At 67.5% G+C, this 14642-nt stretch carries 11 protein-coding genes and 1 riboswitch; of the genes, 5 read left to right on the top strand and 6 right to left on the bottom strand.

Annotated features, from left to right (window positions below; all coding sequences use genetic code 11):
• Positions 1-50 precede the first annotated feature (50 nt).
• Genes cobM through cbiE form a run of 4 tightly spaced genes read right to left on the bottom strand, consistent with a single transcriptional unit; the run spans position 51 to position 4075 of the window.
• The gene (gene cobM, locus ACZ9H4_RS14775) at positions 51-779 is read right to left on the bottom strand and encodes a precorrin-4 C(11)-methyltransferase (protein WP_476119345.1); all 729 of its coding nucleotides are present in this window, start codon (positions 777-779) and stop codon (positions 51-53) included.
• Between the two features lie 16 nt (positions 780-795).
• Positions 796-1563 carry a cobalt-precorrin-6A reductase gene (locus ACZ9H4_RS14770; protein ID WP_408153261.1) on the bottom strand — a complete coding sequence of 256 codons (768 nt, stop codon included), beginning with the start codon at positions 1561-1563 and terminating at the stop codon, positions 796-798.
• Positions 1560-2657 (bottom strand): cobalt-precorrin-5B (C(1))-methyltransferase, encoded by a 1098-nt coding sequence (locus tag ACZ9H4_RS14765; protein ID WP_408150179.1) that lies wholly within the window; start codon positions 2655-2657, stop codon positions 1560-1562. The genes ACZ9H4_RS14770 and ACZ9H4_RS14765 overlap by 4 nt, the downstream gene beginning before the upstream one ends.
• Complete coding sequence (gene cbiE / locus ACZ9H4_RS14760) at positions 2657-4075, bottom strand: precorrin-6y C5,15-methyltransferase (decarboxylating) subunit CbiE (protein WP_476119836.1); 1419 nt, start codon at positions 4073-4075, stop codon at positions 2657-2659. The genes ACZ9H4_RS14765 and cbiE overlap by 1 nt, the downstream gene beginning before the upstream one ends.
• Before the next feature lie 84 nt (positions 4076-4159).
• Positions 4160-4338, top strand: a riboswitch (cobalamin riboswitch).
• Between the two features lie 81 nt (positions 4339-4419).
• Here cbiE and ACZ9H4_RS14755 point away from each other — a divergent pair.
• The 4 genes from ACZ9H4_RS14755 to cobJ are packed head-to-tail and all read left to right on the top strand — an operon-like array spanning position 4420 to position 9204.
• Positions 4420-6087: a precorrin-3B synthase gene (locus tag ACZ9H4_RS14755; RefSeq protein ID WP_476119344.1), complete on the top strand. Its 1668-nt coding sequence runs from the start codon at positions 4420-4422 to the stop codon at positions 6085-6087.
• Entirely contained in the window at positions 6080-6706 is a 627-nt protein-coding gene (locus tag ACZ9H4_RS14750) for a precorrin-8X methylmutase (RefSeq protein WP_476119343.1), read from the top strand. Before ACZ9H4_RS14755 ends, ACZ9H4_RS14750 begins: the two co-directional genes overlap by 8 nt.
• Positions 6707-7438: a precorrin-2 C(20)-methyltransferase gene (locus ACZ9H4_RS14745; RefSeq protein WP_408145007.1), complete on the top strand. Its 732-nt coding sequence runs from the start codon at positions 6707-6709 to the stop codon at positions 7436-7438.
• Complete coding sequence (gene cobJ / locus ACZ9H4_RS14740) at positions 7435-9204, top strand: precorrin-3B C(17)-methyltransferase (protein WP_476119834.1); 1770 nt, start codon at positions 7435-7437, stop codon at positions 9202-9204. Before ACZ9H4_RS14745 ends, cobJ begins: the two co-directional genes overlap by 4 nt.
• 51 nt (positions 9205-9255) lie before the next feature.
• On the opposite strand, the gene ACZ9H4_RS14735 is transcribed toward cobJ, so the two are convergent.
• Positions 9256-11880, bottom strand: a complete 2625-nt coding sequence (locus tag ACZ9H4_RS14735; protein WP_476119342.1) for an AAA family ATPase — start codon at positions 11878-11880, stop codon at positions 9256-9258.
• Positions 11877-13019, bottom strand: a complete 1143-nt coding sequence (locus ACZ9H4_RS14730; RefSeq protein ID WP_408153255.1) for a metallophosphoesterase family protein — start codon at positions 13017-13019, stop codon at positions 11877-11879. The genes ACZ9H4_RS14735 and ACZ9H4_RS14730 overlap by 4 nt, the downstream gene beginning before the upstream one ends.
• A gap of 255 nt (positions 13020-13274) precedes the next feature.
• Here ACZ9H4_RS14730 and ACZ9H4_RS14725 point away from each other — a divergent pair, with 255 nt between their 5' ends.
• Positions 13275-14555, top strand: coding sequence for a DUF445 domain-containing protein (locus ACZ9H4_RS14725; RefSeq protein ID WP_408144995.1), 1281 nt, complete (start codon positions 13275-13277; stop codon positions 14553-14555).
• Positions 14556-14642: the final 87 nt, after the last annotated feature.

Genomic DNA, 14642 nt, shown 5'->3' with positions numbered 1-14642 from the left:
CCTGTCCGTGATGCAAACCTTCACGGATGGGCTTGGCGCACGCATGCCGATCAACCGCCCTTCGCGTACAGCGTGGAGTCCGCGAAACCTTCGGCGGCCAGCACCTCGCCGACCAGAATCAGCGCGGTCCGCTCGATCGCGCTCGATTGCACTTTGCTCACGATGTCGTCGAGCGTGCCGGTGATCTTCTCTTCATCCGGCCAGCTCGCGCGATAGATCACCGCGATCGGACACGCGCCGCCGTAATGCGGGCGCAATTCATCGACGATGCGCGCGAGATGCCGCACACCGAGATGAATCGCCATCGTCGCGCGATGCCGGGCGAGGTCGGCGAGCTGTTCGCCCTCGGGCATTGTCGTCTTGCTCGCGTAGCGCGTGAGAATCAGCGTCTGCGACACATCCGGCAGCGTGAGTTCGCAACCGAGCGCCGCCGCGCACGCAGCCGTTGCGGTCACGCCAGGCACGATCTCGTATGGAATGCGCAACTCGCGCAAGCGGCGAATCTGTTCGCCGATCGCGCCGTACAGCGACGGATCGCCGGAATGCACGCGCGCCACGTCCCGCCCTTTGTCATGCGCGGCCCTCAGCAACGCGACGATCTGATCGAGGTCGAGCTCGGCCGTGTTGACGACCTGCTCCGCGCTGTGACCTTCGAGTACCGCGGCCGGCACCAGCGAACCCGCGTACAGGATCACCGGACAATTGCGCACGAGGCGCTGCCCTTTCACCGTGATCAGTTCCGGGTCGCCAGGACCCGCACCGATAAAAAACACCGTCATTCAAGACTCCAATGATTCAATTGCCCGTGGCGCCGGGGGCGTGCTGTTCGGCTCGCAGCGGCACCCGATGAGCGCGTAACGCATCGAGCAAACCGGCGATGCTGTCGAATTCCCGATCGACCTGCGGCAACGCCGGACGACGCAACATGATGACCGGCAAGCCGCGTTCACGCGCGACCTCCAGCTTCGCTTCGGTCGCGCTGCCGCCGCTGTTCTTGCTGACCACCACGTCGAACGCTTGCAGTGCGAAAAGCGCGCGCTCCCCTTCGAGGCTGAACGGGCCGCGCGCCGCGAGGATGCGCGAGCGCGCGGTGTCCGGCTGCGAATCGAGGCAGCGCACCGTCCAGAACTGCCGCGGCGGAATCTCGTCGAGATGTGCAAGCGGCTCACGGCCGAGTGTGAAGAGCGGTCGCCTGAACGGCGTTAGCGCGGCGATCAGCTCGTTCCAGTCGCCGACCATGCGCCAGTCGTCGCCGGCTTGCGGCTGCCAGCCCGGACGACGCAGCGCCCAGCATGGCACGCCCGCCGCGCGGCACGCGCCGAACGCGTTTGCGCTGATGCGCGCGGCGTAGGGATGCGTCGCGTCGATCACGAGGCCGATCCGTTCGCTTGCGATGTAACGTGCGAGGCCCTCGCTGCCGCCGAAGCCGCCGACGCGCACCGTGCACGCGAGATCGTCCGGCACCTTGCCGAGACCCGCGAGACTGTACACGTGCGCGGCGCCAAGTTGGCGCGCGATCTTCAACGCGTCGCCGGTGCCGCCGAGCAACAGGACCCGCATCATCGCGCCGCTCCAATCACAACGCCCTGGCGGTCGATCGCGAACATCTCGACATTCACCTGCGGCGGCACGATCGCGCGCGCCACCGCCAACGCGTGCCCGCAGACGATATCGCCGAGCGGCACCTGCTGCGCGTGCGCGAGCGCCACTGCCTGCTGACTCGTGTTGGCCGCGCGAATCGCCGTCTGTAAGGCGGGATCGGCGCCCTGCTCCGCGGCCCACGTCGCGAGCCGTTCGAGATCGATGCTCGAATGGCGGCTATGCAAGTCGAGATGGCCCGCCGCCAGCTTGCTGAGTTTGCCGAACCCGCCGCAAATGCTGAGCCGGTCGACCGGCGCGCGTTTCATATGCTTGAGCACCGCGCCGACGAAGTCGCCCATCTCGATCAGCGCGATATCCGGAAGAGCATAACGCGCGCGCATCGCGTCTTCGCTCGCGTTGCCGGTGCAGGCGGCCAGATGCGTGTAGCCGTTGGCGCGCGCGACGTCGATCCCCTGATGGATCGACGCGATATACGCCGAGCACGAGAACGGCCGCACGATGCCCGTCGTGCCGAGAATCGACAGGCCGCCGAGTATGCCTAAGCGCGGGTTCATCGTTTTCAGCGCGAGCTCTTCGCCGCCTTCAACGCCAATCGTCACCTCGAAGCCGCCGCGATACGCGTGCTCGGCCGCGAGGTCGGTCAGATGGTCGGTCATCATTTTGCGCGGGACGGGATTGATCGCCGGCTCGCCGACCGGCAGCGTGAGGCCCGCGCGCGTCACCGTGCCGACGCCCGGTCCGGCGCGAAAAACGACCTCCGGCTCGGGGATCAGGCGCACGCGAGCGAACACGAGCGCGCCGTGGGTCACGTCGGGGTCGTCGCCGGCATCCTTGATGGTGCCTGCTTCGGCGCCGTCAGCGCCGGCGGCGAGCAGGCGGCAGAACACGAGCGGCATCGGCACATGCTGGCCTTTCGGCAACACGATCTCCGCGACCTCGCTGACCACGCCCGCGAGCAGCAGACGCGCCGCCGCGAGCGACGTCGCCGTGGCGCAACTGCCGGTCGTGTAGCCGCTACGCAGCGGCGCGGCGTGTTCGGGGGATTCTTCGCGCATTACGGTTGGCGGGGTGAAGCGGAGTGATGGGCGGTGGTGCTGTTCGTGCTGTTCGTGCTGTTCGTGCTGTTCGTATTGCTCGTATTGCTCGTATTGCTCGTGCCGCTCGTGCCGCTCGTGCCGCTCGTGCCGTCTCCGGCGTTCGCACCATTCATGGCAATTTCACCGCCGCCACTCTCCGTTGCCCGCACGCCGTTTGCCTCGCCGTTGCCGCGAGCCGCTTTGGTCACTTCGAGCAACGTGATCGGCAACGCCTGCCGCCACGTATCGAAGCCGCCGAGCGGTTGCGCGTCCGCGAGCGCGATACGCGTGAGCGTGCCGCCATACCGCTCGCGCCACGCAACCAGCGCCGCCTCGCCCTGCAACGTGACTGCATTGGCCACCAGCCGTCCACCGTCGCGCAAACGCGCCCAACACGCGTCCAGCACACCCGGCACCGTCACCCCGCCGCCGATGAACACCGCATCCGGCACCGGCAAGCCATCCAGCGCAGCAGGCGCGCGGCCCGCGACGAGTTGCAGCCCAGGCACGCCCAGCGCGTCGCGGTTGTGTTCGATGAAGCCCTGTCGCTCCACACGCGCTTCGATCGCGATCGCGCGGCAAGCGGGATGCGCGCGCATCCATTCGATACCGATCGAACCGCTGCCCGCGCCCACGTCCCACAGCAATTCGCCGGGCGTCGGCGCGAGGCGCGCGAGCGTGATCGCGCGCACGTCGCGCTTGGTCAACTGGCCGTCGTGACGGAATGCCTCGTCGGGCAAGCCGCAGGTCAGCGGCAAACGCGGCGCGCCCACCGTCGCCCGGCATTCGAGCGCGATCAGATTCAGCGCGGCCAACTCGCCCGCGCTCCACTGATCCGCACGAGCGTCGATGCGGCGCTCGCGTTCGCCGCCAAGATGTTCGAGCACGCTCATCCGCGTCGCGCCGAAGCCGCGTGCGTTCAGCACGCCGGCGAGCGTCGCGGGCGTGTGCCCGTCCGCGCTCAGCACGAACACGCGCGCGCCGTCGTGCAGATACGCATTCAGCGTCGCCAACGGACGGCCCACCAGCGACACTGTCGCGACGTCCTGCAACGGCCAGCCGAGCCGCGCGGCCGCGAGCGACAACGACGACGGCGCAGGCAGCACGCGCAACTCTTGCGCAGGCAACTGCCGGGCCAGCATCGCGCCGACGCCGAACAGCATCGGATCGCCGCTCGCCAGCACGCACACGGCGCCGTCGCGTTCGGCGAGCAGCGGCGCGAGATCGAACGGACGCGGCCACGCGGCGCGGCGCGCGGCGAGGCGCGCGGGCAGCATCGCCAGATGACGCTCGCCGCCGTACACCACCGACGCCGTCAGCAACGCACGCCGCGCGGGCCGCCCCAAACCGGCGAAGCCGTCATCGCCAATGCCCACCACGGTCAGCCACGCCGGCATGCCACCATCCTCATTCTGTGTCTTCAATCAATGCGCCGCGCCACGCCGGTCAAAGCGTCCAGCCTCGTTGCGCGGTTCGAAAAAAGGCATAATACAGCCGCCGGTGCCCTTCGGGGCCGAAGAGGGAACACAGTGCCACTGTGGCTGCCCCCGCAACTGTATGCAGCGAGTCCGCCTGCGCTACGCGCCACTGGTTTGACCGGGAAGGCTGCGGTGGACGATGACCTGCCAGCCAGGAGACCTGCCGGCGAGACTGTTCGTGCCAGCCAACATCGGGCGGGGTGTACCGATGCCGCAGCAATCCGCCTTGCGGCTTGCTCGGGCCGTCGCGCGACGCTAAACCGGTGTCCGTCTTGACTCAAGCTTCGCCCTCCACTGCCTTGCTCCACGCGGCTTCGACGCCGCGGCCATCGGCATGTCCGGGGCTGCTGCGCATCGTCGCCGCGCGTGATGGTGGCATCTGCCGGATCAAGCTGCCGGGCGGCGAGTTGAATGCGGACGAGGCGCAAGTGATTGCCGATGCGAGCACGCGGCACGCGGCGGGCGTGATCGAGTTGACCAATCGGGCGAACCTGCAGGTGCGTGGCGTGCGCGCGGGGCACGAAGCGGCGTTGATCGCGGCGCTGGTCGAGGCCGGGCTTGGGCCGATGACGATGCCTCGGCCAGGCGCGAACGCGGCCGACGTGGCGAACACCGCTACGGCGAGTGGCGCGGACCCAGCAGGTGCAAAGCACGCAAACCACGCTTCGAATGCCGTCGTCATGAGCGCCGCGGACGACGTGCGCAACGTGATGATCAGCCCCGCTGCGGGACGCGATCCGTTTGCGTTGATCGACACCACACCGCTATGCGCGGAGTTGCTCACGCTGCTGCAAAGCGAAATGCGCTTTGCGGCGCTGTCGCCGAAATTCGCGCTGCTGCTGGATGGCGGCGAGCGTCTGGCGAGGGTCGATCATCCACACGATGTGTGGCTCGCGGCGACTTTGAGCCATGATGGTGTGCGGTTCGTGTTCGGTTTCGCCGGGTGTCCGGGTGTCGAGGCGCAGGAGAACGCAAACGCGGTTACGTGCGACGATGCAGGTGCAGGTGCAAAAGCTGACGCGGCTACGAACGCGCGAACCCATGCGGCCGCGGGTGTTGTCGTTCCTGTCCCTCCGCTCCCGGCCACGCCGACCGGCAACACGACCACGCGCATCTCACGCGCCGACTCCTCCGCGCACACTCACAGCCACCCCCCCCTGGCCGCCGTCCTCCCCTCGCAAGTCCCCGCGCTCGTGCGCGCGCTGCTGCATACGTTCCTCGACCTCGCACCAGCCGACGCCCTCCGCATGCGCGACCTGCTCGCCACGCATTCCGCCGACGCACTGTTGCAGCACGCCCAACGCTACGTCGACTTCCCGCTGTCACGCGACGCCTCGCTCACCGAATGGCGCCGCAGCACCACAGCCGATGCCGCGCTCCGTCTCGGCGCCCACGCTCAACGCGAAACCGGCATGTGGCACGTGGGCGGCCAGCCGCCGCTCGGCCGCCTCGACGCCGCCACGCTGCACGGCCTCGCCGCGCTCGCGCAACGCCACGGCAACGGCACGCTGCGCGCGACGCCCTGGCAAAGCGTGCTGCTGCCCGACATTCCGACGCACGCACTGCCCGTCGCGCTGGCCGAACTGAACGCCCTGGGCCTCGCCTGCGATGCCGCACAACCCATCACGCGTTTGATCGCGTGCGCCGGTTCGAGCGGTTGCGCCAAAGGCCTCGCCGACACCAAAGCCGACGCGCTGCGCCTCGCCGCCCTGCTGCCCGCCGACGTCGACGTGCACCTGAGCGGCTGCACGCGCTCGTGCGCCGCCGCGCATTGCGCGCCGTACACGCTGCTGGCCGCCGCCCCCGGCCTCTATGACCTTTATCGACGCGACGGCCGAGCCGGCTTCGGCCACTGCGTCGCGCACCAACTGACGATCGCACAGGCCGCCGATACGCTCGAACGCCTCGCCCGGAGTAACACAGATGCTTGATTACATTCGCGACGGTCAGGAGATCTATCGCCAATCTTTCGCGACGATCCGCGCGGAAGCCGACCTGTCGCGCATCCCCGCCGACCTCGAAAAACTCGCGGTGCGCGTGATCCACGCGTGCGGGATGGTCGACGTGATCGACGCGCTGCAGTTTTCCGCGCACGCGGGCACCGCGGGCCGCACGGCGCTCGCGCAAGGCGCGCCGATTCTGTGCGACGCCGGCATGGTCGCGCAGGGCATCACGCGCGCGCGACTGCCCGCAAACAACGACGTGATCTGCACGCTCACGCATCCGGACGTGCCGGCGCTCGCGCGCGAACTCGGCAATACGCGCTCGGCCGCCGCGCTCGAATTGTGGCGTCCGCAACTCGCCGGTAGTGTCGTCGTGATCGGCAATGCGCCGACCGCGCTGTTCCATCTGCTCGACATGCTCGATGCCGGCGCGCCGAAACCCGCGTTGATTCTCGGCTTTCCGGTGGGCTTCGTCGGCGCGGCCGAATCGAAAGCGATGCTCGCCGGGGACAGCCGCGGCGTGCCCTACGTGGTGGTGCATGGCCGGCGCGGCGGCAGCGCGATGGCCGCTGCCGCCGTCAACGCACTGGCGACGGAGGTCGAATAAATGAGCGCGCAAGGACGACTGTTCGGACTCGGCGTCGGCCCCGGCGACCCGGAACTCATCACGCTGAAGGCGCTGCGCTTGCTGAAGGCCGCGCCGGTGGTCGCGTACTTCGTCGCGAAGGGGAAGAAAGGCAACGCGTTCGGCATTATCGAGGCGCATTTGCATGAGGCTCAGGCCCATCTGCCGCTCATCTATCCGGTCACGACCGAAGCGCTCGAACCACCGCTCTCGTACGAGGCGATCATCGCCGACTTCTACGACACCGCCGCCGAGATCGTCGCCGGTCATCTCGATGCGGGCCGCGACGTCGCCGTGATCTGCGAAGGCGATCCGTTCTTTTACGGCTCGTACATGTATCTGCACGATCGGCTCGCGGCGCGCTACGAGAGCGAAGTGGTGCCCGGCGTGTGCTCGATGCTCGGCGGCGCGGCGGTGCTCGGCGCGCCGCTCGTGTATCGCAATCAAAGTCTGTCGGTGCTCTCGGGCGTGCTGCCCGAGGACGAATTGCGCCGCCGTCTCGCCGATGCCGACGCCGCCGTCGTGATGAAGCTCGGCCGCAATTTCGACAAGGTGCGGCGCGTGCTCGGCGAACTCGGCCTCGCGCAGCGCGCGCTGTACGTCGAACGCGCGACGATGGGCAATCAACGCATCGTGCCGCTCGCCGAAGTCGATCCGATGGCGTCGCCGTATTTTTCGCTGCTGGTCGTGCCGGGGGAAAAATGGCAAGGATGAGCGCGCCCGCGATCGTGATTCTCGGCGCGGGGGCGTTGGACACGGCGCGAAGGATTCAGGCGTTGTATGCCGAGGGTGCGGCCGGTGTGGATCGCCCCGCTGGCGCAGGCTGCCAGGTGCACGGCTTGCAGGGACGCGTCGAAGCCGACGTGTCCTACACCGAACTCGGCGCGCATCTGCGTGATCTGTATGCGCGTGGCACGCCGATCGTCGCGTTGTGCGCGGCCGGTATCGTGATTCGCTGCGTCGCGCCGTTGCTGTCGAACAAGGGCGTCGAGCCGCCGGTGCTCGCCGTCGCCGAGGACGGCAGCGCGGTCGTGCCGTTGCTCGGCGGACTGACCGGCGCCAACGTGATGGCGCGCGAGATCGCCGCCGCATTGGCCGTGCCGCCTGCGATTACGACGAGCGGCGAGTTGCGCTTCGGCACCTGCGTACTCAATCCGCCCGAGGGCTACATGCTGGCCGATATCGGGCAAGGCAAGCGTTTCGTCTCGGATCTGCTGGCGGGGGAAAGCACGCGCATCGAAGGCGACGCGCCTTGGCTCGATGATGTGCAATTGCCCCGCTCCGCTTCGGCGCGGCTCGCGATTCGCGTGACGCCGCGCGCGTGGGATGGGCGTGAGGATGAACTGGTGATTCATCCGCGTTGTGTGGTCGCGGCGGTGAGGGGTGCGGGTGCGGGTGCGGGTGCGGGTGCGGGTGCGGGTGCCGAGATCGTCGCCTGTGTGCGTAAGGCGCTCGATGCACACGGTCTCGCGCCGCTGTCGCTTGCCGCGTTGCTCGCCTCGCCGGACGACATGACGGACCCGTCGCTTGCCGAAGCCGCCGCCAGTTTCAACGTACCGTTGCGCTTCGCGCAAACCCGTCCCGAAGTTGGCGAGCCGCCAGCCAACCTGTTAAACGCCGCACTGCGCATCCCCCACGAAACGCTGCACGACGACATTGCCTCAGGCGTTGCGCTGGCATTGGCGCCCCTCGCCATCGACCCCGCCGCGATTGGCCGCGCACGCGGCCGTCTGACGGTGATCGGCCTCGGCCCTGGCCGCGCCGATCTGATGGTGCCCGCCGCCCGCACGGCGCTCGACGAAGCCACCGATATTCTCGGCTACGACACCTACGTGAAAATGGCCGGTCCGTTGCGCGCCGGTCAACGCGTGCACGGCACCGACAATCGCGAGGAAATGCAACGCGCGCAGCACGCGTTCGAACTGGCGAGCGAAGGACGGTCGGTGGTGATGGTGTCGTCGGGTGATCCTGGCGTGTTCGCGATGGCGGCCGCGGTGCTCGAAGCGCTCGAAGCATCGCAAGACGCAGCATGGGCTGCGGTCGAACTGGCGATCGTGCCGGGCGTATCGGCAGCACTCGCGACCGCCGCGCAAGCGGGAGCACCGCTCGGTCACGATTTCTGCATGCTGTCGCTGTCCGATAACCTGAAGTCGTGGACGATCATCGAAACACGTCTGCGGCACGCGGCCGAAGCCGATCTGGTGATGGCGTTCTATAACCCGATTTCCCGCGCGCGTCCGTGGCAACTGGACAAAGCGCTGGACATCGTGCGGGAATATCGCACGGCCTCGACCCAGGTGGTGCTGGGGCGGGATATCGGCCGGCCTGGTGGGACGCTGCGCACGCTCACGCTGGGTGAACTGCGTTCGTCCGATGTGGATATGCGGACGATGGTGATCGTGGGGTCGTCGATGACGCGGAGGTTTGGAAGTGGTATCGACGGTGCCAGGTGGGTCTACACGCCGCGCTGGTACGAGTGAGTCGGCACGCGCCGGCTCACTCTTTCCCAACACGACGTAACGCGTCGTACGCTACCCCCCCACCCTCAAATCCCCAATCGCCCTCTGCCTCACCCCCAGGTCATCCCACAACTCCGGATGACATGTGAACACCAGAATCTGATGCCGCGTCGCCGCATCGATCAACGCGCGCTTGATCGCATCACGCCGCGCCGCATCGGTATGCACGGCAGCGTCGTCGAGCATCAGTAACGTCGGCCGCCCCGACGCCTTCAGCAAGTCGGCATAAGCGAGCCGCGTCAGAATGCCGAGCTGCTCGCGCGTGCCGAAACTCAGCGCATCGAGCGTATCGGCACGGCCATGACGATCCAGCGTCGCAGGACTCAGATCGTCGCCGAGCGCAATCGTCGACTGCGGGAAAATCCGCTTCAGATAGTGCCCGAGCCGCTCGGTGAGCGGCGCGCGCAATTGCGCCACCGCCGCGTCGCGTTCGTCGACCAGCACTTCGTCGAGCAGACTCAACGCGCTCGCCCGCAAGCCGAGTTCGTCCTTGCGGCGCGTCGCCTGCTCGACCCGCGCGTCGAGCGCCGCGAGACGTTCGCCGAGCCCTGACGCGCCGACCGTCTCCAGCTGGCTGCGCAGGTGCGTGATCCGCACCTGCCGCTCATGCTGCTCGCTGCGCGCGAGTTCCGCCGACGCGTGATAACGCTTCGCCTCCGCCGCCGGATCGTCGAGACGCGCCGCCTCCAGTTCGCGCTCGCGGCCCTCGCGCTGCTTCCTCAACGCGTCGACCTGCACGCGCTGTTCGACGATTTTCGTCTGCCACCGCGCGCGGTTGCGGCGGTAGGCGTCGTCGTTCAATTGCGCTTCCTTGCGCTGCAACTGCGCGGCGAGCGAGTCGGTGGTCGCCATGCCGGTCGATCGTTTCTCGGCGGCCTGGGTCAGCACTTTTCTCGCGGCCTCCAGCGCATCGCGCGCGATGTCCGCGTTGCGCCGCGCTTCGTCGAGCGGCGGCGCGGCGGACACATCGGGCAAGCCCGCGAGCCGTTCGTTCGATGCCTGCAAGCGCGCCGCCGCTGACGCCAACGCGGCACGCAACGCGTCGATGCCTTGCGGCGCGTGCACGTCGAGAATCTTCGCCTGGCTCTTCTGCTGCGCGACCAGCGTCTTCCACTTTTCGTAGCGGGCTTCGGCCTCGCCGAGCGACGCGACGCCCAGCGCCTGCAACAACTGCGCATGCTGCGCTTCGAGCGACGCGAGTTCGGCCAACTGCGCGGACAGATCGGACACGCCCGGAATCACGCGCAATTCACCGAGTTCGCCGAGGCCGATCAACCTCTCGTCGTCGACGCGCAGCACGCCCTCGCCCGTGAGCTGCTCGCCGTCGACCGTCAGCGCACCGTTCAACCGATACTCGATGCGCGTCATCGCCGCTTCGGTACGCGCGCGCAACAGAGTCAGCTCGCCATCGAGCGTGGCGAGGCGCTTGCGCTTCGCCTCGTCGATTTCAACCGCGGCCGCCTCGCGCGCGGCTTCGAGCACCGCGTCGTTCGCCTTGCCCGCGGCGGCGATCGCCGCTTCGAGCCGCTCGCTCTCGGTGCGATAGAAGCCGATCTGGCTGCGCAAATCGGCGACCGTCACCGCTGCGTTCGCCAGTTCGAGCGCACGGCTCGCCTCCGCGAACGCCTGCTCGAACTGCGCGACGCCGCCCGATGCTTGCGCATGCTCGGTTTGCGCCGCCGACACATTGGCCCGCGCCGCATCAAGTTGCTGACGCTCGCGCGCGACGGCCGCTTCCAGTTCGGCTGCACCCTGCTCCTGTTGCAGCGACAGCGCGAGTTCCGCTTCGCTCACCTGCAAGGACTGCGCGAGTCCCTGCAGACTGCGTTCGAGTTCCGCCGCGGCATCGGCGCGCTGCTGCGCGAGCACGGCCTTCTGTTCGTGAAGCTCCCAGGGACGCTTGCGCTGCGTATCGTCGAACGCCTCCTGCTGCGTGGCGAGCCGTTCGATGTTTTCATCGAACTGCTGGCGCTGCTGTTCGAGTTCGTCGCGCTCCGCAATCAACGCGGCCAGCGTCGTTTCGGCTTCGGCGAGGGGTCCGGTCGACTTCTGCGTGCGCGCCGTCAGCAGTTGCCGCAACTCACGCTGCACGGCGGCGATCAGCGCATCCTCGCCGGCCGACTCGTTGCCGCCCGACAATTGCGACAGCGCATCACGCAGATACTGCGCGGCGTGCCCCGTCGAATCGCGCACCTCCTGCGTGCCGCCTTGCTGCACCCACAAAAGCCCCGGCACGCCCGCGTTCTCGGCCTTCAACGGTCCGCGTGCGGCGCGCGAAAAACCGAGCAGGGCCGCGAGCTTGTCCTCGGCTTCATCTTCGCCGAAGACGGCCTGGCCGATGCGCAATTCGCAGCGCTGACGGGTGACGAACTGCTTCGACAGCCTGCATTGGGCGCCGTCCAGCTCGAAGCTCACCTCGACCGACGGCTGCCCGCTCGCCTTGCCCCAAGGCAGCAAGTCCTTCAGATGCGAGGCCTTGTAGCGTTCGAGAAACACAGCGCGCACCGCTTCGGCGATGGTGCTCTTGCCCGCCTCGTTCGGTCCGGTGAACAGATTGAGCCCTGGCTGCAGATCGTCGATAACAAGCCGTCCGCTGAACTGTTTGAATTCCTGAATCGCAATGCTTTGCAGCTTCATGCGGACCTCGCTTCGCGCGGCAATTCACGCTGAAAACGCGCCAGAAGCAAAAGCGCCTCGGCCGCGCGCTTGACCTGCTGCGGGTCGGCTTGCGGGTCTTCCTGCAAGCCGCGCAGCCGCGCCACCACTTTCGCGAGGTAGCCGCTTTGCGCGCCGAGTTCGGCGAGGTCGTCGGCGGTGGGCAGCACCTGCAGGCCGCTCAGATCGACACGCAGCGCCCGCACGCGCGCACGGGTTTCCTCGAGCGCGACGTGCAGCGCTTCGGCATCGGCCAACGCGGCCGTGCCGGTCACGTTCACACGCAGCACGTCGTGATGGCTCAGTGCCGCGAGCCGCGCCTTGAGCGCATCCACATCGGTCGGCACCGAGATCGTTTCGTCCCAGCGATGCCATTGATATTGACCGACCCGCACCGCTTCGACTTGCGGCAACGCGCCCGGCTCACCGAGCGTGACGTCGAGCATGAAACCCGGATCGTTCGCGCGGAAGCGGTCCTGCTCGTGCGTGCCGGCGTACCACGTGCGTTCGTCGACGCGCAGGTGGCCGTGCCAGTCGCCCAGCGCGAGGTAGTCGAGACGCGCGCTGAGCGCACGCGTCGGCGCGATCGGATTCGACGAGTCGATGCCCTCCTGCAGAATCCCGCTGACGCTGCCGTGCGCGAGGCCGATGCGGTGATAGCCCGGTGGCGTGTCGGCGCTATCGAAGAAGCCGGTGGTGTCGTCGTAGGTGATGCGTTGTGTGAGCGGCGCGCACAGCAGCGCCGTGCGGCACGCGTCGAGCAGCACCACGCCGGGTTCGAGCACGACCCGTACGTTCGGGCCGATACAGTTCAGGCGCTGCGCGCGCGTCCACACGCTTTCCACCAGCGCGGCGTCGTGATTGCCCGGCAACATGATCCACGGCCCGGAGAACGCCTGCAACGCGGCGAACAAACGGCGGATCACCGTGTCGGACACGGTTTGCAGATCGAACACGTCGCCCGCGACCAGCACGGCGTCGACCTTGCGCGCGGCCGCTTCGTCGGCGATGCGGCGCACGGTGTCGAAGCGCGCCTGCGCGAGATGTGCCGCCTCGTCCGGCTCGAACTGGCCGAATTGCGTGCCGATCTGCCAGTCCGCTGTGTGCAGAAACCTGATCACTGCGCCTCCATTGTGTTCATTGCGTTCATTACCATTGCGTTGCGGGTCATTGCCACTGCGTGCGCGACAAGCGCGGCTACGCAGTCTAACCGCAGATGTTACCGCGCGGGCGCGCCAAAGCGAGCCTCATCTGCACGGCGCGCCGCCCGGTCAGCGGCGCTACACTCGCGGTTGCCGATCGCGCGCCCAAAGCGCCCTAAGTGTCTTGAGCGCACCGCATCATTTCAATCGAACCGGACCCATTGCCCGTTCCCGATGAACAAGACCGTCGAACTGAAGAAGGCCAAGCGCACGCCCTTGCTATTGCTGCTCGCCGCCGCCTGCGTTTTCGTGATCACCGCGTTCATGCCGCGCGGCCTCTGGGTCGACGGCATCAAGGCGGTCGCCGAGGCCGCGATGGTCGGCGCGCTCGCCGACTGGTTCGCGGTGGCGGCGCTGTTTCGCCGGGTGCCGATCCCGCTCGTCTCCGCGCACACCGCGATCATTCCGAAGAACAAGCACAAGATCGCCGACAACCTCGCCGTGTTCGTACAGGACAAGTTCCTCGACGTGCCGTCGCTGGTCGGCCTGATCCAGAAGCACGACCCGGCGCGCAGCATCACCGGCTGGCTGAGCGAGCCGGCCAATACCGCGCGTCTGGGCGACTACGTCGTCAGGCTGACGAGCGGCATTCTCGAACTGACCGACGACGTGCGCATCCAGGTCTTCATCAAGGACGCGCTGCGCGACATGCTCGCGAAAGTGGATCTGTCGCAATCGCTCGGCGCCATTCTCGACACGCTCACACGCGACGGCCGTCATCAGGAATTGCTCGATGCGGGCATTCATCAGGTGGTGACGCTGCTGCGCGAGCCGCCCGCGCGCGAGTTCATCGCCGAGCGCATCGTCGAATGGGTGAAGAGCGAGTATCCGAAGATGGAGAAGATCCTGCCGTCCGCCTGGCTCGGCGAGAAAGGCGCCGACGCCATCGCCAGCGCGGTGAACCGCATGCTCGAACAGATCAGCGAGAACCCGACGCATCAGCTGCGCCACAAATTCGACGAAGCCGCGCAGAAGCTGATCGCCAAACTCAAGAGCGACCCTGCGTTCCTCCAGCAGGGCGAGGAACTCAAACGCTATCTGGTCGAAGGCGACGCGTTCAGCAACTATGTGAAGGACATGTGGGGCGAACTGCGCGCGTGGCTCAAGCGCGATCTGCAGCGCGCCGATTCCGCGTTGCATGCGCGCGTCGCCGCCATGGGCCAATGGGTGGGCCGCGAACTCGCGAACGATCCGGCGCTGCGTCAATCGCTGAACGACCACCTCGAAGACGCGGCGCGCAGCATGGCGCCTGACTTCGCGCGATTCCTCACACGTCATATCAGCGATACCGTCAAGAACTGGGACTCGCGCGAGATGTCGCGGCAGATCGAACTGAACATCGGCAAGGACCTGCAGTACATCCGCATCAACGGAACGATCGTCGGCGGCTTCATCGGCCTGCTGCTCTTTGCGAGTTCGCGGCTGTTCGAGTTGCTGCGGCTGCACATCGGCTAGAGAATCGGGTCGCGGCCCGCCAAAACGCCTACAATTCGGGCATGTGTCTTGCTGAAGCGCTGTGCCCCGTCGACGCAATCCAACGTC

The sequence above is a fragment of the Paraburkholderia sp. TE9906 genome (assembly GCF_056279605.1).
This window is presented reverse-complemented; position numbering and strand designations above follow the sequence as displayed.

Excerpts from the sequence above, each read along its gene's own strand:
- cobM (WP_476119345.1), bottom strand. The coding sequence starts at position 779 with ATGACGGTGTTTTTTATCGGTGCGGGTCCTGGCGACCCGGAACTGATC.
- ACZ9H4_RS14770 (WP_408153261.1), bottom strand. The coding sequence starts at position 1,563 with ATGATGCGGGTCCTGTTGCTCGGCGGCACCGGCGACGCGTTGAAGATC.
- ACZ9H4_RS14765 (WP_408150179.1), bottom strand. The coding sequence starts at position 2,657 with ATGCGCGAAGAATCCCCCGAACACGCCGCGCCGCTGCGTAGCGGCTAC.
- cbiE (WP_476119836.1), bottom strand. The coding sequence starts at position 4,075 with ATGCCGGCGTGGCTGACCGTGGTGGGCATTGGCGATGACGGCTTCGCC.
- ACZ9H4_RS14750 (WP_476119343.1), top strand. The coding sequence starts at position 6,080 with ATGCTTGATTACATTCGCGACGGTCAGGAGATCTATCGCCAATCTTTC.
- ACZ9H4_RS14745 (WP_408145007.1), top strand. The coding sequence starts at position 6,707 with ATGAGCGCGCAAGGACGACTGTTCGGACTCGGCGTCGGCCCCGGCGAC.
- cobJ (WP_476119834.1), top strand. The coding sequence starts at position 7,435 with ATGAGCGCGCCCGCGATCGTGATTCTCGGCGCGGGGGCGTTGGACACG.
- ACZ9H4_RS14735 (WP_476119342.1), bottom strand. The coding sequence starts at position 11,880 with ATGAAGCTGCAAAGCATTGCGATTCAGGAATTCAAACAGTTCAGCGGA.
- ACZ9H4_RS14725 (WP_408144995.1), top strand. The coding sequence starts at position 13,275 with ATGAACAAGACCGTCGAACTGAAGAAGGCCAAGCGCACGCCCTTGCTA.